At 73.1% G+C, this 19,998-nt stretch carries 19 protein-coding genes; 12 read left to right on the top strand and 7 right to left on the bottom strand.

Annotated features, from left to right (window positions below):
- Nucleotides 1-272: 272 nt before the first annotated feature.
- On the top strand, nucleotides 273-1,547 hold the full coding sequence (locus AB0I41_RS11945) for an MFS transporter (protein WP_357105268.1): 1,275 nt from the start codon (nucleotides 273-275) through the stop codon (nucleotides 1,545-1,547).
- Nucleotides 1,548-1,923: 376 nt separating this feature from the next.
- Here the strand turns inward: AB0I41_RS11945 and AB0I41_RS11940 are convergent, their stop codons facing one another.
- The 3 genes from AB0I41_RS11940 to mshA form a co-directional block, all read right to left on the bottom strand.
- Complete coding sequence (locus tag AB0I41_RS11940) at nucleotides 1,924-2,991, bottom strand: hypothetical protein (RefSeq protein WP_357105265.1); 1,068 nt, start codon at nucleotides 2,989-2,991, stop codon at nucleotides 1,924-1,926.
- Nucleotides 2,992-3,066: 75 nt separating this feature from the next.
- Nucleotides 3,067-3,582, bottom strand: a complete 516-nt coding sequence (locus AB0I41_RS11935; protein ID WP_357105261.1) for a YbjN domain-containing protein — start codon at nucleotides 3,580-3,582, stop codon at nucleotides 3,067-3,069.
- Nucleotides 3,583-3,630: 48 nt separating this feature from the next.
- A complete protein-coding gene (gene mshA / locus AB0I41_RS11930; protein ID WP_357105259.1) occupies nucleotides 3,631-4,995 on the bottom strand; it encodes a D-inositol-3-phosphate glycosyltransferase in 1,365 nt (454 codons plus the stop codon).
- Nucleotides 4,996-5,174: 179 nt separating this feature from the next.
- Between mshA and AB0I41_RS11925 the strand changes: the two genes are divergently transcribed.
- Nucleotides 5,175-5,942 (top strand): SDR family NAD(P)-dependent oxidoreductase, encoded by a 768-nt coding sequence (locus AB0I41_RS11925; protein ID WP_357105256.1) that lies wholly within the window; start codon nucleotides 5,175-5,177, stop codon nucleotides 5,940-5,942.
- Between the two features lie 31 nt (nucleotides 5,943-5,973).
- Complete coding sequence (locus AB0I41_RS11920; RefSeq protein ID WP_357105253.1) at nucleotides 5,974-6,753, top strand: class I SAM-dependent methyltransferase; 780 nt, start codon at nucleotides 5,974-5,976, stop codon at nucleotides 6,751-6,753.
- Between the two features lie 53 nt (nucleotides 6,754-6,806).
- Here AB0I41_RS11920 and AB0I41_RS11915 read toward each other — a convergent pair whose 3' ends face one another.
- The gene (locus AB0I41_RS11915) at nucleotides 6,807-7,898 is read right to left on the bottom strand and encodes a UDP-N-acetylmuramate dehydrogenase (RefSeq protein ID WP_357105251.1); all 1,092 of its coding nucleotides are present in this window, start codon (nucleotides 7,896-7,898) and stop codon (nucleotides 6,807-6,809) included.
- A gap of 70 nt (nucleotides 7,899-7,968) precedes the next feature.
- On the opposite strand from AB0I41_RS11915, the gene AB0I41_RS11910 reads away from it, so the two are divergent.
- From AB0I41_RS11910 to AB0I41_RS11880, 7 genes are all read left to right on the top strand, one after another.
- Nucleotides 7,969-8,727, top strand: coding sequence for a maleylpyruvate isomerase family mycothiol-dependent enzyme (locus AB0I41_RS11910; protein ID WP_357105248.1), 759 nt, complete (start codon nucleotides 7,969-7,971; stop codon nucleotides 8,725-8,727).
- A gap of 274 nt (nucleotides 8,728-9,001) precedes the next feature.
- On the top strand, nucleotides 9,002-10,309 hold the full coding sequence (locus AB0I41_RS11905) for an ABC transporter substrate-binding protein (protein WP_357105245.1): 1,308 nt from the start codon (nucleotides 9,002-9,004) through the stop codon (nucleotides 10,307-10,309).
- Nucleotides 10,310-10,380: 71 nt separating this feature from the next.
- Nucleotides 10,381-11,370 (top strand): sugar ABC transporter permease, encoded by a 990-nt coding sequence (locus tag AB0I41_RS11900; protein ID WP_357105242.1) that lies wholly within the window; start codon nucleotides 10,381-10,383, stop codon nucleotides 11,368-11,370.
- Nucleotides 11,367-12,200, top strand: a complete 834-nt coding sequence (locus tag AB0I41_RS11895; RefSeq protein ID WP_357105240.1) for a carbohydrate ABC transporter permease — start codon at nucleotides 11,367-11,369, stop codon at nucleotides 12,198-12,200. The genes AB0I41_RS11900 and AB0I41_RS11895 overlap by 4 nt, the downstream gene beginning before the upstream one ends.
- Nucleotides 12,197-13,579 (top strand): GH1 family beta-glucosidase, encoded by a 1,383-nt coding sequence (locus tag AB0I41_RS11890; RefSeq protein ID WP_357105237.1) that lies wholly within the window; start codon nucleotides 12,197-12,199, stop codon nucleotides 13,577-13,579. Before AB0I41_RS11895 ends, AB0I41_RS11890 begins: the two co-directional genes overlap by 4 nt.
- A gap of 19 nt (nucleotides 13,580-13,598) precedes the next feature.
- Nucleotides 13,599-14,606 carry a LacI family DNA-binding transcriptional regulator gene (locus AB0I41_RS11885; RefSeq protein ID WP_357105235.1) on the top strand — a complete coding sequence of 336 codons (1,008 nt, stop codon included), beginning with the start codon at nucleotides 13,599-13,601 and terminating at the stop codon, nucleotides 14,604-14,606.
- Between the two features lie 259 nt (nucleotides 14,607-14,865).
- Nucleotides 14,866-15,762, top strand: a complete 897-nt coding sequence (locus AB0I41_RS11880) for a GNAT family N-acetyltransferase (protein ID WP_357105313.1) — start codon at nucleotides 14,866-14,868, stop codon at nucleotides 15,760-15,762.
- Between the two features lie 5 nt (nucleotides 15,763-15,767).
- Here AB0I41_RS11880 and AB0I41_RS11875 read toward each other — a convergent pair whose 3' ends face one another.
- Nucleotides 15,768-16,283, bottom strand: a complete 516-nt coding sequence (locus AB0I41_RS11875; RefSeq protein ID WP_357105232.1) for an O-acetyl-ADP-ribose deacetylase — start codon at nucleotides 16,281-16,283, stop codon at nucleotides 15,768-15,770.
- Between the two features lies 1 nt (nucleotide 16,284).
- Nucleotides 16,285-17,079 (bottom strand): EI24 domain-containing protein, encoded by a 795-nt coding sequence (locus AB0I41_RS11870; RefSeq protein WP_357105229.1) that lies wholly within the window; start codon nucleotides 17,077-17,079, stop codon nucleotides 16,285-16,287.
- An 89-nt stretch (nucleotides 17,080-17,168) separates the two neighbouring features.
- Here AB0I41_RS11870 and AB0I41_RS11865 point away from each other — a divergent pair, with 89 nt between their 5' ends.
- On the top strand, nucleotides 17,169-18,161 hold the full coding sequence (locus AB0I41_RS11865) for a YafY family protein (RefSeq protein WP_357105226.1): 993 nt from the start codon (nucleotides 17,169-17,171) through the stop codon (nucleotides 18,159-18,161).
- Here AB0I41_RS11865 and AB0I41_RS11860 read toward each other — a convergent pair.
- Nucleotides 18,152-19,069: an SDR family oxidoreductase gene (locus AB0I41_RS11860; RefSeq protein WP_357105223.1), complete on the bottom strand. Its 918-nt coding sequence runs from the start codon at nucleotides 19,067-19,069 to the stop codon at nucleotides 18,152-18,154. The two genes, AB0I41_RS11865 and AB0I41_RS11860, sit on opposite strands and share 10 nt — an antisense overlap.
- A gap of 78 nt (nucleotides 19,070-19,147) precedes the next feature.
- Between AB0I41_RS11860 and AB0I41_RS11855 the strand changes: the two genes are divergently transcribed.
- Nucleotides 19,148-19,825, top strand: a complete 678-nt coding sequence (locus AB0I41_RS11855) for a nucleotidyltransferase domain-containing protein (protein ID WP_357105220.1) — start codon at nucleotides 19,148-19,150, stop codon at nucleotides 19,823-19,825.
- Nucleotides 19,826-19,998: the final 173 nt, after the last annotated feature.

Below are 19,998 nucleotides of genomic sequence, written 5' to 3'. Positions count from 1 at the left end.
CCACCATCCGTCTCCCGGCCGCACTCGGGCTCGCCTCGCGAGAAAAAGGGCCGGCGACCACCATCCGTCTCCCGGCCGCACTCGGGCTCGCCTCGCGAGAAAAAGGGCCGGCGACCACCATCCGTCTCCCGGCCGCACTCGGGCTCGCCTCGCACAAGAACCCAGGCGCTGCCGGCGGATCGGACAGGGTGATCACGAACACGCTGGCGCGGTCGCACGGACCTGCATACGGTCGGGAAACCTATCGGTTAACAAAGCTTTCTGGGGGACGGGTGCGGGGGCTGCGGCGCTGGTGGGACGGGACTGCCGGCGGCCTGCCCGCCACCTTCTGGTACCTCTGGGCCGGGCTGCTGGTCAACCGGGCCGGCGCCTTCGCCGTGCTCTTCCTGTCGCTCTACCTCACCGAGGCGCGCGGGGCGAGCGAGGCGCTGGCCGGGGCGGTGGTTGGGGCGTACGGGGCTGGCGGGGCGGTCGGGGTGCTGCTCGCCGGGGTGCTGGCGGACCGGTGGGGTCGCCGCTCCACCCTGGTCGCCGCCCACCTGGCGGCGGCGGGGTTGATGGTGGGGCTGGCGTTCAGCCAGCACCTCGCGCTGATCGCGGCGCTGGCCGCGCTGGTCGGAGTCGCGCACTCGATGCCGAGCCCGGCCTTCGTCGCGGCGATCGTGGACGTGGTCCCCGAACACCGCCGCTCCCGCGCGTTCAACCTCCAGTTCTGGGCGTTCAACCTCGGGATGGCGGTGGCCTCGCTGCTGGCCGGGCTGCTGGCCGAGGCGAGCTTCCTCGCGCTCTTCCTGGTCGACGCCGCCGCCACCCTGGCCGCCGCCGCGCTGATCGCCTGGAAGGTCCCGGAAACCCTGCCCCGCCGCCGCTCCGAACGAGCGGGAAACCACCTCGACCCGACGCACGCCGGGCGGTCCCGGCGGCCGGGGCTGCACACCGCGCTGACCGACCGGACCTTCCTGGTCTTCGTCGGGCTCACCTTCGTGCTGGCCGTGCTCACCATGCAGACCTCGACGATCATGCCGCTGGCCATGCGCGCGGACGGCCTGAGCCCGTCGGCGTACGGGATGGTGGTGGCGCTGGGCGGAGCGCTGATCGTGGTGGGGCAGCTCTTCGTACCCGGGCTGATCGACGGGCGGCGCGCGCACCGCGTGCTGGCCCTCTCCACCGGGTTGCTCGCGGTGGGTTTCGGGGCGCTGGCCCTCGCCGACCACCTCTGGGGCTATTTGTCCGCCGCCGTGGTCTGGACGGTCGGCTCGATGCTGGCCGCGCCGCCGAACGCCCAGATCAACGCCGACCTGGCCCCGCCCGAGCTGCGGGCGCGCTACCAGTCGGTGTTCTACCTGACCTTCCCGGCCGCGTCCTTCGTCGCGCCGACGCTCGGCGGGGTGAGCCTGCAGTACCTCGGCGAGCGGCACTGGCTGGTGGTGGCGGCGCTGGGCCTGCTCGCCGCGGGCTGCCACCTGCTGGCCGGGCCGAGCCGGGAGCGCCGAGTGGCGGCGCGGCGGGTCGGCGAACCGGCGCGCACGTCGCAGCCGGTGGCCTGAGAAGGGCGACGGCAGAACGCCCACCGCGACCGTCGTCGTGGTGGGCGTTCACACCGCTTGCCCGGCGGCGGCGGGCGACACTCACCCCCGTAAGCGTCGCCCGCTCGCGCCGCCGGTTCCACGGGTGGCACCGTCCCCCAACGATGTGCTCCACCCGTTTCGTGCGCCTCGCTCGTGCACGGATCTGATCGATCCACCGCTCCCCCGAACGGTTCCGAGCGTGACGCGGTGCAATAAAGTTAGTTCGCCCGGATTCCGGATTCAACCCGAATCGCTGTTTCGCCGGTCACAGCGCCGGCATCACGATCCGGCACCCCTGCTCCGGGCCTCGGGGTTGGTCAACACGGCGTACCCGTCGACCATTCCCGTAAACTCCTCAGGCGTCTTCCCGATCGGGTGACTCGGTACGGAAGAAGTTGCTCTGCCGACCGTCGCGCATCTGCTCCTGGTAGATGAGGTTCAGCCGCCGGGTGTCGAACGTCCGGAACCAGTCGTCCCAGCTGATCACCTGGACCCGGCTGCTCTCCCGGTACCCGGGGATTTCGAAGGTCAGCACCCCCGGCCGGCCCTCGCGCTCGGTGCCGGCGATGGTGGCCGGCTGGGCACCACGGGCCCGCGCCCAGTTCTGGATCACCTCGTGGTTGCTGGTGACCAGGCTTCGGCCGGGACGCTCGGGGCGGTCCGCCGGCGAGGAGATCACCTGCGACGACCGTACCGAACGGGAGCTGGACCGGCCGGTGCGCGCGCCGGTGGTCCCGGCGGCGGCCGGTCGGGCGGCGGCCGCCTTGGCGGGCGCGGCCTTGGCCCGAGCACCGGCCTTCGCGGGCGCGGCCTTCGCACGAGCGCCCGCCTTCGCCGGCGCGGCCTTCGCGCGGATGCCCGCCTTCGCGGGCGCGGCCTTCGCGCGGATGCCCGCCTTCGCGGGCGCGACCTTTGCACGAGCGCCAGCCCTCGCCGGCGCGGCCTTCGCGCGGATGCCCGCCTTCGCCGGCGCGGCCTTCGCACGAGCGCCAGCCCTCGCCGGCGCGGCCTTCGCGCGGATGCCCGCCTTCGCCCGCGCGGCCTTGCGCGCCGGCACCGCCTTGCGCGCCGGCGCCGGTGCCGCCTTCGCCCGCGCGGACGTGGTCTTCCGGGCGCCCGTCGCCTTCTTGGCGGCGGCCTTCTTGGCGGGTGCCCGGCCCGCCGGACCGGTGCTGCGCCGCGCCGCGCCGCCGGGGCCGCCCTCGGCCCGCAGGGTCCGCGCGAGCGTCTTCACCAGCTCGGGCTTGCGCAGGGTGGAGATGCCGGCGACACCGCGACGCCGCAACTGCCCCCGGATGTCGTCGACCCGCATCCGCGAGATCTCGGACTCCGAGATCCCCGGGGTGTTCGGCGTCTTGTTGCCCGCCTGCCGTGTGGTCCTGGTCGCAGTTCCGCCGCGACCTGAGCTGTTCCGCTGAGCCATCGCACGCTCCTCGACAGTCCGTCTCGGCCTGCGGCGGGTCCCGTTTTGCCGCACCGCAGCAGTGCGGCATACCCGTCAGGACCGGTCCGAACCTCCGGCGGACGGCTCGAAAAGGTGGGCGAAGGCCGCGAGGTTGGCGGTGGACTCGCCCCGCTTGACCCGCCACTCCCACTCCCGGCGGATCGAACTGCCGAAGCCGATCTCCAGCATCGTGTCGAAGGACTCGTCCGCGTACGTCAGGACCGCGCCGAGCAGCCGGTCCAGCTCGTCGGCGTCGATCCCGTCCGGGTTGACCCGGCCGGTGAGGTAGACGTCGCCCACCGCGTCGATGGAGAACGACACGCCGTACATCCGGGCGTTGCGCTGCAACAGCCAGGCCCACAGCTCCTCGCGCCGCTCGTCGGGCTGGCGCATCACGAACGCCTCGATCCGCAGCGCGTGCGCCCCGACGATCAGGTTGCAGACCGTCTTGAGCTTGTGCGTGCCGGGCAGGGTGACCGCGTAGGAGCCCTCGCCGGTCGACTCCCAGTCCAGCTCGCGCTCGGCGCAGACGGACTCGATCAGGGCGGCCAGGTCGCTCATCGCACCCACTCTACGGGCGCACGCCGGGACGCACCGGACAGCGCGGGCGTGGCCCGGTCACCAGGAACAGGACATCGCCGGATCCCCGGCGAGCTGGGCGGCCAGCCGGCCGCGGTGCTCGGCGATCGCCTCCCCGTAGACGGCGAGCAGGCCGGAGACGGTGCGCTCCCAGGAGAAGTCGCGGGCGTGCCGGGCCGCGCCGCGGGCCAGGTCGACCCGCAGCGCCCGGTCGGGCAGCAGGCGGGCCAGCGTACCGGCCCAGTCGACCGGGTCGTGGCCGTCGACGAGGATGCCGCTGATCCGGTCCTGGACGGCGGTGACCAGGCCGCCGACGGCGGCCGCCACGACCGGCGTACCGCAGGCCTGGGCCTCCAGGGCGACCAGGCCGAACGACTCGTTGTACGACGGCACCGCGACCAGGTCTGCGGCCCGGTAGAGGGCGGGCAGGTCGTCGCCGGTCTGCGGGGGCAGGAACCGCACCCGGTCGGCGACGCCGAGCGAGCCGGCCAGCTCCATCAGCAAGGTGGGGCGGTCCAGCCCGCTGCCGCTCGGGCCGCCGCAGATCACCACGGTCAACTCCTCGGCGAGGGCCGGGTCGCGCTCGCGCAGCGCGGCGACCGCGCGGACCAGCACATCCGGCGCCTTCAGCGGCTGGATCCGGCCGACGAACGCCACCACGTACCCGTCGGTGGGCAGACCCAGCCGGCGGCGGGCGGTACGGATGGCCGCGACCCGGTCCCCGGCGGCGGGGCGGAAACGGTCCAGGTCGACGCCGGGCTCGACCACGGCGACCCGGGCCGGGTCGGCGTCGTAGCGGCCGACCAGGTCGGCCGCCTCGACCCGGGTGTTGGCCACCAGCCGGTCGGCCTCGGCGACCACCTGCTCCTCGCCGATCACCCGGGCCTTCGGCTCCGGGCGGTCACCGGCGGCGAGCTGGGCGTTCTTCACCTTGGCCAGGGTGTGCGCGGTGTGCACCAGCGGCACCCCCCAGCGCTCCTTGGCCAGCCAGCCGACCTGGCCGGAAAGCCAGTAGTGCGAATGGATCAGGTCGTAGTGGCCGGGCGGGCGGGCCGCCTCGGCGCGCAGTACGCCGGCGGTGAAGGCGCAGAGCTGCCCGGGCAGTTCCTCCTTGGTCAGCCCCTCCAGCGGGCCGGAGGTGACGTGCCGGACGTGCACGCCGGGAGCCATCTCGACCACCGGGGGCAGGTCGCCGGAGGTGGCCCGGGTGAAGATCTCCACCTCGACGTCGGCCTCGGCGAGCCGCCGAGCGACCTCCAGGATGTAGACGTTCATCCCGCCGGCGTCACCGGTGCCGGGCTGGTGCAGCGGGGAGGTGTGCACCGACACGGTGGCGATCCGCCGGGGGCGGGGCCACGGCCGGGCACCTCGCTGACGACCCACGCCGGTGTGCATTTCCGCCACGTCCGCTCCCTCTGTCACGGTTTATGCCGCCCGCACGACCGGCGCTTCTCGGTCAACCCGCACGCCGCGTGTCATCTTCCCCAGCGGGCTCCGGAAATGCGTCCGTGCGCTCCCCCGGCGTGACGGACCTCATCGCACCCGGTCGGTCGGGGCGCCGGCGCGGGCGCGACAATGGCCCGATGACCTCTGTCGCGATCGTCACCGGGGCGTCCAGCGGGATCGGCGCGGCGAGCGCCCGCCGGCTGGCCGCCGAGGGCTTCCACGTGCTGGCCGCCGCCCGGCGTACCGACCGGCTGACCGGGCTGGTCGCGGAGATCGAGGCGGCCGGCGGCACGGCGACGGCGGTGGCCTGCGACGTCACCTCCGCCGAGTCGGTGGCCGGGCTGGCCGCCGCGGCCGAGGCCGCCCCCGGGCCGGTCACCCTGCTGGTGAACAACGCCGGCGGGGCGCGCGGGCTGGACCCGGTGGAGTCCGGCGCGGTCGGCGACTGGCAGTGGATGTACGACGTCAACGTGCTCGGCACGCTCCGGGTCACCCAGGCGCTGCTGCCCGCGCTGGAGGCGTCCGGCGCCGGCACCATCGTGATCGTCTCCTCCACCGCCGGCTTCACCGTGTACGAGGGCGGGGGCGGCTACACCGCGGCCAAGCACGCGCAGACCGCGATCGCCGGGACGCTGCGGCTGGAGCTGTGCGGGCGGCCGGTCCGGGTGGTCGAGATCGACCCGGGCATGGTGAAGACCGACGAGTTCGGGCTGGTCCGGTTCGACGGGAACGCCGGCAAGGCTGCCGCCACGTACGCGGGGGTGCCCGAGCCGCTGGTCGCCGAGGACGTTGCCGACTGCATCGCCTGGTGTGCCACCCGCCCGCACCACGTCAACGTGGACCGGCTGGTGGTCCGCCCGCTGGCCCAGGCCGCCCAGCACAAGGTGCACCGGGTCGGGCTGTGAGTCGGGCCGGTCACGGGTGAGGGCCGGGCCGGTGCGACCCCAGGGCGTGGTGACCCGGGGGACGACCAACCCGAACCGGCTCCGGCGGGTGGACAACTGGATCGTGGCGACGTGCGGCGACCGGATCCGCGCCGCCGCCGACCCGCTGGTGGTGGACCTCGGTTACGGCGCCACCCCGGTCACCGCCGTGGAGCTGCGCGCCCGGCTGGCCGCCGGGGTCCGCGCCGACGTGCGGGTGGTCGGGCTGGAGATCGATCCGGTACGCGTGGCCGCCGCCGCGCCCACCGCGGACCCGCCCGGGCTGACCTTCGCCCGGGGCGGCTTCGAGCTGGCCGGCCTGCGTCCGATCCTGGTCCGCGCGTTCAACGTCCTGCGCCAGTACGACGAGAGCGAGGTCGCGGCCGCCTGGCGTACGGTCACCGACCGGCTCGCCCCGGGCGGCGTGCTGGTCGAGGGGACCTGCGACGAGTTGGGCCGGCTGGGCAGTTGGGTGCTGGTCGACGCGGACGGCCCGCGCACGCTGACCCTGGCGGCCCGCCTGGCGACCCTGGACAGCCCGGCCCAGCTGGCCGAACGCCTGCCCAAGGCACTGATCCACCGCAACGTCCCCGGCGAACGGGTGCACGACCTGATCCGCGCCCTGGACGACGCCTGGCAGGCCGCCGCCGGCTACGCCCCCTTCGGCCCCCGCCAACGCTGGCTCCGCGCGGTCACCACCGTCCGCGAGTCGGGATGGCCCGTCCTCGACCGCCCCCACCGCTGGCGCCTCGGCGAACTGACGGTCCCCTGGCCCACCGTCTCCCCCACCTGACCGACCGCCGCCAACTTCATGGTCAACCGGATGCCGGTCGGGCGCGGGGTGGGTCAGATGGTGCAGTTGACGAGAACGGGTTCGGGGTGGAGGGTGACCGCGAAACGGGCGTGGACGGTGTCGCGGATGTCGCGGGCGAGGGCCACCAGGGCCGCCGTGCTCGCCGCGCCGGTCTGATTGGTGAGGGCCAGGGTGTGCTTGCTGGAGATCGCGGTGCCGCCCGGGCCGGGGTGGCCCTTGGTGAAGCCCGCCTTGTCGATCAGCCAGGCGGCGCTGACCTTCACCCGGTCGCCCGCGCAGGGCCAGGAGGGCGGCTCGCCGAGGTCGGTGGCCCGCTCGCGCAGCAGCTCGTACGCCTCCCGGTCGAGCACCGGGTTGGTGAAGAACGAGCCCACCGACCAGGTGTCCGGGTCGGTGGCGTCGAGCACCATGCCCTTACCGGCGCGCAGCTTCAGCACCGCTGCGCGGGCGTCGGCCAGCGGCACCCGGTCGCCCACCTCGACGCCGAGCGCCCGGGCCAACTCGGCGTAGCGCACCGGGCCGGACAGGGTCGAGCGGCGCAGCCGGAAGTCGACCGAGAGCACCACCCAGCGGTCGCTGTACTTGAAGATGCTCGTCCGGTACGCGAAGCCGCAGTCGGCCGCCGCGACCCGGTCGAGGCTGTCGTCGGTGCGGTCGTACACCTGGACGCCGGTGATGCTCTCGGCGACCTCCTGGCCGTACGCGCCGACGTTCTGGATCGGGGTGGCGCCGGCCGAGCCGGGGATGCCGGAGAGGCACTCCAGCCCCGACCAGCCGTTGTCCACGGTGGCGGCGACCAGGTCGTCCCAGGGCTCGCCGGCCTCGACCCGTACCGTGACGGTGTCGGCGTCCTCGGCGACCACCCGCAGCCCGCGCGACCGGACCAGCACGACCGTGCCGGGGAAGCCCTCGTCGCCCACCACGAGGTTGCTGCCGCCCGCGAGGATGAGGACCGGCTCGTCCTGCCGCCGTGCCTGGCGCACCTTTCGTACGATTTCCTCGGCGCTGGTGGCGATCTCCAGCCGTCCGGCGGGGCCACCGAGGCGCAGCGTGGTGTATCTCGCCAGGGTGGCCGGGTCGGCGGGGGCGGCTCCGGTTGTCGGCTGGGCGTAGACGTCTGACACGCCTCTCACCCTAGGCTGAGGAATAGCCGCGGCACCCACCGGTGGCCCGGTCACCCCCGGGAGGATTGCGATGAGCAGACTGCACGGCACCAAGGACTTCTGGATCGGGGCGCTCCGGGTGGACGGCCCGGCGTTCGCCGCCGCCGTCGGCGAGGCGCCGCCCGAGACGCCGGTGCTGTCCTGTCCGGGCTGGACGGTCGCCGACCTCACCCTGCACCTCGCCGGCAGCTACCACTGGGTGCACTCGTTCGTCGGCTCCGGGGAGACCGGCCAGCCGGCCCGCCCGGACCGCGCCGAACTGCCCAGCGGGGTGACCCCGCTCCAGCTCTGGCAGCACGGGTACGACCAGCTGATGACCCTCTTCGACACCCTGGACCCGGCGGCGCCGGCGTGGAACTGGGCGCCGCAGCCGAAGAAGGCGGGCTTCTGGCCGCGCCGGATGGCGCACGAGACGGCGGTGCACCGCTGGGACGCGCAGCTCGCCATCGCCGCCGGTGAGCCGATCGAGGCCAAGCTCGCGGCGGACGGGATCAGCGAGGTGCTGGACACCTGGCTGCCGGCCGGCCGGCGGGCGGTGCCGGGCCAGTGGCACGGGGTGGTGCAGCTGACCGCGACCGACGCCGCGCAGGACTGGTACCTGCGGCTGCGCGGCGACGGGGTGGCCCTGCTCGACACCGCCACGGTTTTCGGCCACGAGGACCACCACGCCCGTGTGCAGGTGACCGGCACCGCCAGCGACCTGCTGCTCGCCCTCTGGGGCCGGATCGGCTACGACGCCCTCGGCGTCACCGGCGACCACTCCCTCCTGGACGGCCTGCGCACCGGCTGAGGCCCCGGACCTCCCGGTCCCGCTCCGCCCTCTGCCATGGAAAGAGTGGCCATTCCGCGTGGAATGGCCACTCTTTCCGTCTTCGGAGACCCGCAAGGTCACGGCTCGGACGCGAGGAGAGAGCGCTCTCTTGACACGGGACGGGCGAGCGGTGACGCTGTCGCGAGAGCGCTCTCTCAGCCCCTCACGATCGCGCCAGGACCCGGGCTGCGGCTCGCTCACCAGCAGGTCCACCCGCTCCACCACCGATTGACCTGAGAGGAATCCGAGGCAGATGGGTACCTTTTCGCGCCGCCGTCTGGCGGCGGTGGCCCTGGTGGCCACCACCGCCCTGCTCGGCACCGCCGCCTGCGCCGGCGACGACGAGTCCGCCGAGGGCGGACCGATCACGCTGACCGTCGACGTCTTCGGCCAGTTCGGCTACGAGGAGCTGTACAAGGAGTACACGGCCAGCCACCCCGACGTGAAGATCGTCGAGCGGGGCACCGGCGGCAACCTCGACGAGTACTCGCCGAAGCTCACCCAGTGGCTCGCCGCCGGCAAGGGCGCGGGCGACGTGGTGGCCATCGAGGAGGGGCTGCTGGTCGAGTACAAGGCCAACCCGCAGAACTTCGTCAACCTGCTCGACCACGGGGCCGCCGACCTCAAGGGCAACTTCCTCGACTGGAAGTGGAACCAGGGGCTCACCGCCGACGGCAAGCAACTCATCGGCCTCGGCACCGACGTCGGCGGCATCGCGATGTGCTACCGCAAGGACCTGTTCGCCAAGGCCGGCCTGCCCACCGAGCGGGACCAGGTCTCCAAGCTCTGGCCGACCTGGCAGGACTACGTCGCCACCGGTGAGAAGTTCAAGGCGGCCGACACCGGGGCGTCCTTCCTCGACGCCGCGACCAACATCTTCAACACCATCCTGCTCCAGACCGCCGGCAACACCTCCGGCTACAGCTACTACGACACCGGCAACAACCTGGTCGTCGACAGCAACCCGGCGATCAAGCAGGCCTACGACACCACCGTCGACATCGTCGACTCCGGCCTCTCCGGCAGGTACGGCTCCTGGTCGGAGGAGTGGGTCTCCGCCTTCAAGCAGTCGAAGTTCGCCACCATCGCCTGCCCCGCCTGGATGACCGGCGTCATCGAGGGCAACGCCGGCCCGGCCGCCAAGGGCAAGTGGGACATCGCCCAGGTCCCCGGCGAGGGCGGCAACTGGGGCGGCTCCTTCCTCGCCGTGCCGAAGCAGAGCAAGCACCAGGCCGAGGCGATCGAGCTGGCGAAGTTCCTGACCAGCGCCAAGGGTCAGATCGGCGCGTTCAGGGCCAAGGGCACGCTGCCCTCCTCGCCGCAGGCGCTCGACGACCCGGCGATCACCGACTCGACGAACGCGTACTTCTCCGACGCCCCGGTCGGCAAGATCTTCGGCTCCGGGGCCAAGAGCCTGAAGCCGGTCTACATGGGCCCGAAGAACCAGGCCGTCCGCACCGAGGTGGAGAACGCGGTACGCACCGTGGAGCTGGGCCAGCGCAACCCCGAGCAGGGCTGGAACGACGCCGTGACCAACGCGAAGAAGGCCGCCGCCAAGTAGCCCGAGCCAGGCGTGCGGGCGGGCTCGGCGTTCGCCGGTCCCGCCCGCCCGGCGGAGAAGGAGTCCACGGCATGGCCGTCCAGCTCGACGCGCGACCCCCGGTCGTACCAGCGCCGCGCCACACCCGCTCGACCTGGGGCAACCGGCTCGCCCGGTTCGACACCCGTTACTCGCCGTACCTCTACGTGGCCCCGTTCTTCCTGCTCTTCGCGGTCTTCGGGATCTACCCGCTGGCCTACACCTTCTGGGTCTCGCTGCACGACTGGGACCTGCTCGGGGTCGACCCCGCCTTCGTCGGCGCGCAGAACTACACCCAGCTGATGGCCGACCCCGACTTCTGGCACTCGGTGGTCAACACCCTCGGCATCTACGTCATCTCCACGGTTCCGCAGCTGCTCCTCGCGCTCTGGCTGGCCAACCTGCTCAACCGCCAGCTGCGGGCGCGCACCGGCTGGCGGATGGCGGTGCTGATCCCCAACGTCACCTCCACCGCCGCGGTGGCGATCGTCTTCGGGGTGCTCTTCAGCCGCGAGTTCGGCATGATCAACTGGCTGCTGGACCAGGTCGGGATCGGCGCCATCAACTGGAAGTCCAACCGGGTCGCCTCCTGGGTGGCCATCTCGACGATGGTCGACTGGCGGTGGACGGGCTACAACGCGCTGATCTTCCTGGCCGCGATGCAGGCCATCCCGCGCGACCTGTACGAGTCGGCCTCGATCGACGGGGCCGGCCGGGCCCGGCAGTTCTGGTCGATCACCGTGCCCCTGCTCAAGCCGACGATCATCTTCGCGGTCATCATCTCCACCATCGGCGGGCTCCAGCTCTTCACCGAGCCCCGCCTCTTCCACTCCGGCACCAACGCGATCCGCGGCGGGCCGCTGCGCGAGTCGCAGACGGTGACCATGTACATGTTCGAGAACGCCTTCGCGCCGCACTACAACTTCGGCTACGGCTCCGCCATCGCCTGGCTGCTCTTCGCGCTGATCGCGGTGGTCGCGGCCGGCAACGTGCTGGTCCTGCGCCGACTCGGCGGCGGCGGGCGCAAGGAGGGATCCCGATGACCCGACTCTGGTCGGCCGGCCGGCTCACCTACCCGGCGCTGGCCCTCACCGCTCTCCTGTCGATCTTCCCGATCTACTGGATGTTCGTGGTGGCCAGCCGGACCAGCGACGCGATGGGCGAGGTGCCGCCCCCGGTCACCCCCGGCGGCAACCTGGGCAGCAACATCGCCCGGCTCTTCACCAACACCGACGCCTACTTCCTGACCGGTCTGGTCAACTCGACGATCGTGGCGGTCTCGGTCACCGTCTCGGTGGTCTTCTTCTCCACCCTGGCCGGCTTCGCCTTCGCCAAGCTGCGGTTCCGCGGACGCAACGCGCTACTGATGGTCATCATCGCGACGATGATGGTGCCCACCCAGCTCGGCGTCATCCCGCTGTACATGCTGATGACGAAGCTGAACTGGAACGACCGGCTGCCGGCCGTGATCGTGCCCGCGCTGGTGACCGGCTTCGGGGTGTTCATGATGCGCCAGTACGCCGGCCAGGCGGTCAGCACCGAGCTGATCGAGGCCGCCCGGATGGACGGCTGCAACACCGCGCGGATCTACTGGAACGTGGTGCTGCCCGCGCTGCGCCCCGCCGCCGCCGTGCTCGGCCTGCTCACCTTCATGACCACCTGGAACGACTTCCTCTGGCCGTACGCCGTGCTCAACGACCCGGAGAACCCCACCGTGCAGCTGTCGCTGCGGGCGCTGTCCGACGGGTACTACCAGGACATGTCGCAGGTGTTCACCGGTACGGCCATCGCGACCCTGCCCCTGCTGCTGGTGTTCATCGTGTTCGGCCGCCAGATCATCGGCGGCATCATGGAAGGTGCGGTCAAGGCGTGAGCGAGCTCCGTTTCCCCGAGAACTTCGTCTGGGGTGCCACCACCGCGGCATACCAGATCGAGGGCGCGGCCCACGACGACGGTCGCGGCCCCTCGATCTGGGACACCTTCAGCCGTACCCCGGGGAAGGTCTTCCAGGGGCACACCGGCGACGTCGCCTGCGACCACTACCACCGGTACGCCGACGACGTGGCGCTGATGGCCGAGCTGGGGCTGGCGGCGTACCGGTTCTCGGTGGCCTGGCCCCGGATCCAGCCGGACGGGACCGGCCCGGTCAACCCGCGCGGGCTGGACTTCTACGACCGGCTGACCGACGCGCTGCTCGACCGGGGCATCGACCCGATCGTCACCCTCTACCACTGGGACCTGCCGCAGGCCCTCCAGGACCGGGGCGGCTGGACCAACCGGGACACGGCCGAGCACCTCGCCGACTACGCCGTCGCCGTGCATGCCCGGCTCGGCGACCGGATCCGCACCTGGACCACGCTCAACGAGCCCTGGTGCTCGGCCTACCTGGGGTACGGCAACGGGGTGCACGCCCCGGGCGAGCAGGATGCCGGGGCAGCCTTCGCCGCCGTACACCACCTGCTGCTGGGGCACGGCCTGGCGGCCCGCGCGCTGCGCACGGCCGGCGCGCAGACCCTCGGGATCACCCTCAACCCGGCCGACGTGCAGCCCGCCGACCCGGCCAACGCCGCGGACGCCGCGGCCGCCCGGCTGGTCGACGGCCTGCACAACCGGATCTTCCTCGACCCGCTGACCGGCGCCGGCTACCCCGAGGACGTGCTGGCGCACCTGAGCCGGCTGGTGGAGCCGACGTTCATCCGGGACGGCGACGAGAAGGTCATCGCCGCGCCGATCGACCTGCTCGGGGTGAACTACTACGCCCCGACCTACGTCGCCGGCCGGCCGGGCGGGGCCGGGGGCGGCGGGGCGTACCCGGGCACCGAGGGCGCGGTGGAGTTCCTTCCGCCGACCGGCCCGCTGACCGAGATGGGCTGGATGATCGAGGCGGCCGGGCTGACCCGGCTGCTGGAGCGGATCGCCCACGACTACCCCGGGCTGCCGCTGCTGATCACCGAGAACGGCGCAGCCTTCCCCGACAAGGCCGGCGACGGGGGCCCGGACGGCCTCGGCCAGGTGGTGGACAGCGACCGGATCGCCTACCTCGACGGGCACCTGCGGGCGGCGCACGAGGCCATCGCCCGGGGCGTCGACCTGCGCGGCTATCTCGTATGGTCGTTGCTGGACAACTTCGAGTGGGCCGAGGGCTACCGGAAGCGGTTCGGGATCGTCCACGTCGACTACCTGACCCAGCGGCGCACACCGAAATCGAGCGCCCGGTGGTACCAGGAGGTGATCTCCCGGAACGGGCTGTGACGAGGTGGTGGTGACGGGCATGACGACGGCTCAGCGACCGACCCTGGAGGCGGTCGCCCGCCGGGCCGGTGTGTCCCGGGCGACCGTGTCCCGGGTGGTCAACGGCTCCACCACCGTCGCCGAGCCGATCCAGGAGGCGGTCCGCCGGGCCGTGGCCGAGCTGGGGTACGTGCCGAACCTGGCCGCCCGCAGCCTGGTCACCCAACGGACCGACTCGGTCGCCCTGGTCATGCCCGAGGAGGCCACCCGGGTCTTCTCCGACGACCAGGTGTTCCCGGGGATCATCCGGGGGGCGGCCCAGGAGCTGGAGGCGGCCGACAAGCAGCTGGTGCTGATGCTCGCCGGGTCGGCGGCCGGGCACGAGCGGGTCGAGCGGTACACCACCGGGCGGCACGTGGACGGGGTGCTCTTCGCCTCGCTGCACGGGGCGGATCCGCTGCCCGGCACGCTGGCCCGGCTCGGCATCCCGGTGGTCTGCGCCGGCCGGCCGCTCGACGGCGCGCAGGTGCCGTACGTCGACGTCGACAACGTCGGCGGGGTGTCCCGGGCGGTGCGGCACCTGATCGGAAACGGTCGCCGCCGGATCGCCACCATCGCCGGCCCGCAGGACATGATCGCCGGCATCGAACGGCTCACCGGCTACCGGGAGACGGTCACCGCCGCCGGCCTGCCGGAGCTGGTCGCGTACGGCGACTTCACCCGGGAGTCCGGGGCGGCGGCGATGCGCCAGCTGCTCACCGCGCACCCCGACCTGGACGCGGTCTTCGCCGCCTCCGACCTGATGGCGCACGCCGCCCTGCGCACGCTGCGCGAGGCGGGGCGGCGGGTACCGGACGACGTCGCGGTGATCGGCTTCGACGACATCGAGACAGCGGCGTACACCGAGCCGCCGCTGACCACGGTGCGGTGGGAGATCGTGGAGCTCGGCCGGGAGATGACCCGGCAGCTGCTGCGGCTGGCCGCGGGCGAGGCGATCGAGGAGGCGGTGATCCTCCCGACCGAGCTGGTGGTACGGGAGTCCGCCTGACCGTCGAGCCCCGGTGGTGCCACCGCAGGCGGCCCGCGTCCGCAGCAGCAGAGCAGAGCGATCGGGGAGGCAGCCGGACTCCGGAGGCGGCGCTCACGTTCCGCGAGGACGCCGGTTGATTACTCAGAGCGACGGGCGTGTCTTCGGGGCGCTTAATCCGTGGCCGTCCGTCCGGGCGCGCTCTAGCGTCACCGTCATGTCTGGCCCAGTCGCACGGAACCGCGTACCCGCACCGCCCGCCCCGGCGGCAGGGAGGTCGCTGCTGATCCGCACCGCCCGCCCGGACGACGCACCCGGGGTGGTGGCGCTACGCGCCGTGGTCCATCCGTACCTGGTGCGGGGAGTCGAGTCGACCCGCCAGATGATCGCTCAGCCACCGCCCGGCGAGGACTGGACCGCATGGGTGACCGAAGTCGACGGCCAGGTGGTCGGCTGGGCGTCGGCGTACCGCAACAGCCGGACCTCGGAGCCGGACGTCGGGGAGATCTCCACCCTGCACGTGCACCCGGAGCACCGGGGCCGGGGCACGGGCACCGCGCTGCTGACCGCCGCGCTGGACCACCTCCGGGCCATCGGGGCACGCCGGGTCGTCACCTGGGTCCGGCCCGAGTCACTGCCGTTCGCCCGCCGGCACGACTTCGCGCCGAGCCGGGAGCTGCGTTACTCGGCACTCGACCTGCGGCCGGCCCCGCCGGCGCCGGTCGCGCCGGAGGGCGTACTGCTGCTCCCGGCGGCCGGGTTGGACCCGCGCCGGCTCCACCGCGCCGACGTGGCGTCGGCGGCCGACGAGCCCGGCGACGTGCCGTCGGACGCGATCAGCTACGCCAGCTGGCACTACGAGGTCTGGGAGAATCTCGGCCTGGATCGGGCGGCCAGCACAGCAGCCGAGGTCGACGGCGAGCTGGTTGCGTTCAGCCTGGTCAAGCGGGACGGCGACCGGATGTGGTCGGACTTCACCGGCACCGTGCCGGAATACCGGGGGCGGGGCCTGGCCCGGCTGGTGAAGCAGGCCGCCCTGCACCGGGCTGCCACCAGCGGGGTACGCGTCGCGTACACCTCGAACGACGAGGCGAACGCGCCGATGCTCGCGATCAACACGCGGCTCGGCTACCGGCCCGTGGCGTCCGGTTGGTCGTGCCTGCGCGAGCTGAGCTGAACCAGTCAGCGCTCGGCGAGGACCCGCTCCGCGGCCGCGAGGGTGGTGGCGCCGAAGAGCACCAGCCGGGCCTCAGTGACGTGCGCCGGGGTGGCGGCCCGCAGTACGGTCAGCGCCTGGCGTACGGCGTCGTCCACCGGCCAGCCGTAGACGCCGGCCGAGATCAGCGGGAACGCGACCGTGGCGGCCCCCGACTGGTCGGCGATCCGCAGGCTGTTGGCGTAGCAGTCGCGCAGCAGCGCCGAGCGGTCCTCGGTGGCCGAGAAGACCGGCCCGACGGTATGCACCACCCAGCGGGCGTGCAGCTCCCCGGCGGTGGTGGCCACCGCCTGCCCGGTGGGCAGCCCTCGGCCGTACCGGGAGGCGCGCAGGGCCCGGCACTCCGCCAGGATCGCCGGGCCGCCTCTGCGGTGGATCGCGCCGTCCACGCCCCCGCCGCCAAGCAGGGAGGAGTTGGCGGCGTTGACGACCACGTCGACCTGCTGGGCGGTGATGTCCCCCTCGACCAGGGTGATCTCCATGTCAGCGCTCCTCGACGGGCTGGCCGAGCGATCGGCGGGTGAGCAGGGTGGCCCCGGCGACGGCGGCCGGCATGACCAGCACCGCGCCGAGCGGGATCAGGAAGCAGAGGAAGACCGCCACGCCGAAGCCCAGCGTGGTGGGCCGGTCCGCCTTCAGGATGGACCGGCGGTCGGGCAGCCTCAGCCCACGCCGGGAGAACGGCGCCCCCGCCAGCTCCACGGCGAGCAGCCAGCCACCCACCGCGGCCCCGATCACCGGCACCACCGTCTGGCCGACCAGCGGGATGAACCCGGCGGCGAAGAGCGGGACACCGAACAGCACCGACAGCCCGACCAGCCGCAGCGAGTCGGCGACGCTGCGCCGCAGCGAGGCCCAGAACGGCACCTCCACCGCGCCCGGGGTGCCACCGAGGCCCTCCTCGACCCGCTCGGAGATCTTCTCGTAGAACGGGTCGCCGATGACCAGGGTGACCGCGGTGAAACTGACCACCGCGAGCAGCCCGCCCAGCCCGAGGAAGGCCAGCCCGGCGATCACCCGAACCAGGCTGCGGACGGTGGTCGACCAGTCGTCGGCGAACGGGGTGACCAGCGCGGCCAGGTCGTCCACGAAGTACACCAGGGCGGCGAACGCGGCCAGGAAGACCGCACCGGAGATCAGCGCCGGCACGATGCCGAGCAGCATCAGCCCGGGGCTGCGGACGTAGAGGCCCAGGCCGCGCAGGAGCAGCCCGACGCCGGAGAAGAAACGGCCGACGGCGCCGGTCACGGGCGCGGCGATGCTGCGGGGTGCGTTCACGACCGCAGAGCCTAACGGCCTCGGGCACGCCGGGCCGGCAACGGCGGCGCGGGTGCCGGCCGGCAGCGGCGCCGGGGCAGGATGGGGCGGTGCGCGCGTCCCGGCTGATCTCCCTCGTCCTGCTGTTGCAGTCTCGCGAGACGATGACCGCCGCCGAACTGGCCCGGGAGCTGGAGGTTTCCGAACGGACGGTCTACCGCGACGTGCTGGCGCTGTCCGCCGCCGGGGTGCCGGTCTACGCCGACCGGGGCCGGGCCGGCGGCTACCGCCTGCTCGGCGGCTACCGGACCCGGCTGACCGGGCTGACCCGGGACGAGGCTGAGGCGCTCTTCCTCTCCGGCCTGCCCGGACCGGCCGGCGACATGGGGCTGGCGGACGCGGTGGCGGCCGCCGAGCTGAAGGTCCTCGCCGCGCTGCCGCCGAGCCTGCGGGACGCCCCGGCCCGGGCCGGGCAACGCTTCCACCTGGACGTGCCGGGCTGGTTCGTCGAGTCCGCGCCACCGCCGTGGCTGACCGAGCTGGCCCGGGCGGTCTGGCGGGACCGGGTGGTCGAGCTGCGCTACCGGCGCGGCGACCGCGAGGTCGCCCGGCGGGTCGAGCCGTACGGGCTGGTGCTCAAGAGCGGGGTCTGGTACCTCGTCGGACGGGTCGGCGACGGCATGCGCACCTACCGGGTGGACCGGGTGGTCGGCGTCGAGACCGGCGGGGAGAGCTTCGCCCGGGACGAGGGCTTCGACCTGGGCGGCCACTGGCGGGAGCAGGCCGAGGCGTTCCTGCGGAGCATGCTCCGCGACGAGATCACCGTCCGGTTGAGCCCCGCCGGCCTGCGCGCGCTGCGCTGGGCCGCCGAGGCCCCCTTCGCGTACGAGGAGGCGACGGCCGCCGCCGGCGAGCCCGACGGGCAGGGGTGGCGGGTCACCCGGCTGCCCGTCGAGTCCGTCGAGGTGGCGTACGACCTGATGCTGCGGCTCGGGCCGGAGGTGGAGGTGCTCGACCCGCCGGAGCTGCGGGCGCGGCTGGCCGGGGCAGCCGCCCGGCTCGCCGCCCTGTACGACGAGCCGGGCCAGCCGGATCAGCGGTAGCCGGTGACGTCGGCCGGCTTGCCGGAGTTGACCACCTCGGTGATGTACCGGAAGCCCTCCGGCTGACTGCCGTCGAGGTCGGTGAAGCCGTACACCTGGGCCAGCTCGCCACTGGAGACGGACTTCCCGTTCCAACGGGCCTTCTGCCCGTCGGCGGCCAGGGCGGCGACCGCACGCCCGACGAAGGCGGGCGTCTCGGAGATGAGGAAGTGCGGGTCCTTGGCCGCGCCGTCGCGCCAGTTCTCCTCGGTCACCCCGAAGTGCTCCAACATCGCCTCCGACCGGATCCAGCCGGGGGTGAGGGCGACGGCGGTGCACCCGTGCGGCTCCAGCTCGTGGGCCTGGGTGAAGGCGAGCCGGTTCACCGAGACCTTGGCCAGGTCGTAGAAGACCGAGAGCCGGTAGTTGTCGTCGTTGTACGCCTTCGTGCCGTCGCCGATCTCCACCACCAGGCCGCCGGCGCGGCGGATCAGCAGCGGCAGCGCGTAGTGGCTGGTGATGATGTGGGTGTCCACCGCCAGCCGCAACGTGCGGAAGCCCCGGTCGAGGGGCTGCTCCCAGACCGGCTTCTCCCAGGTGATCAGCGGGTCGGCGCCCCAGATGTCGTTCACCAGGACATCGAGGTGGCCCTGCTCGGCGTCGATCCGGGCCACCAGGTCCCGGACCTGCTCGGGCACCAGGTGGTCGACCCGGACGGCGATCCCGATGCCGCCGGCGGCGGTGACCAGCTCGGCGGTTTCCTCGATGGTCTCCGGGCGGTCCAGCTCGGAACGGCCCGCGCGGCTGCTGCGACCGGTGGCGTAGACGGTCGCCCCGGCCGCGCCGAGCTGGATGGCGATCTGTCGGCCGGCGCCCCGGGTCGCCCCGGCGACCAGCGCGACCTTCCCTGTCAGCGGTGTCGTCGTCATGCCGTCGAGCCTGGCACCCATACCTGACAGCCGAAGTCCGGTTTTCCGACGGCAGTGCTATGCGTCATGCTCGCCGGCATGCACCTGCTGCTCTCCGGGATCGTCGGCTCGGTCGCGTACGGGCTGGCCGGGCCCAGCTCGGACACCGACCGGATCGGGGTCTTCGCCGCGCCGACAGTGGCCTTCCACGGCCTGCACCCGCCCCGGGAGTCGGTGGTCACCACCGACCCGGACGTCACCCTGCACGAGGTCGGCAAGTATTCGCGGCTCGCGCTGAGCGGCAACCCGACGGCCACCGAGCTGATGTGGCTGCCCGACGACTGCTACGAGACCCGGACGGAGTTCGGCGAGCGACTGATCGCCATCCGGTCGGCGTTCCTCAGCGCGCCCCGGGTCCGCGCCGCCTACCTCGGGTACGCCACGCAGCAGTTCCGCAAGCTCGCCTCGCGGGACTCGTCGGTGGGCGGCCGGCGGCGCTCGGCGAAGCACGCCCGGCACCTGGCCCGGCTGCTGCACCAGGGGCGGGTGCTCTACGCGACCGGGTTCCTGGAGATCCGGCTGGCCGACCCGGAGTGGTTCCGGGCCTTCGGCGAGCGGGTGGCCGGCGGCGCGCTGGACGAGGCGCAGGCGCTGGTCGCCGCGGCGGAGCGGGACTTCGACACCATCCGTACGCCGCTGCCGGACCGGCCGGACGAGGCGACGGTGGAGCGGTGGCTGCTCGACGTCCGCGCCGCCCACCTGTCGCCGGCCGGCTGAGCCCTCACTGCACGCCGAACGCCGACCTGGTCGGTGATCTCTACCAGCAGACCCCGGCCCCGGAGTCCTGCGCAGGGCAAAATCGGCGCATCAGAACTTTCTCGGCGCGAGGTGTCGAATTCGACAGCTCCCGTTCGTCGCACTGACGACAACGTCAGACCAACCAAGGAGCA

Source organism: Micromonospora sp. NPDC050200 (assembly GCF_040656135.1).
GTDB lineage: Bacteria > Actinomycetota > Actinomycetes > Mycobacteriales > Micromonosporaceae > Micromonospora.
The sequence above is the reverse complement of the archived record's forward strand: the minus strand, read 5'-3'. Positions and strand labels throughout refer to the sequence as shown.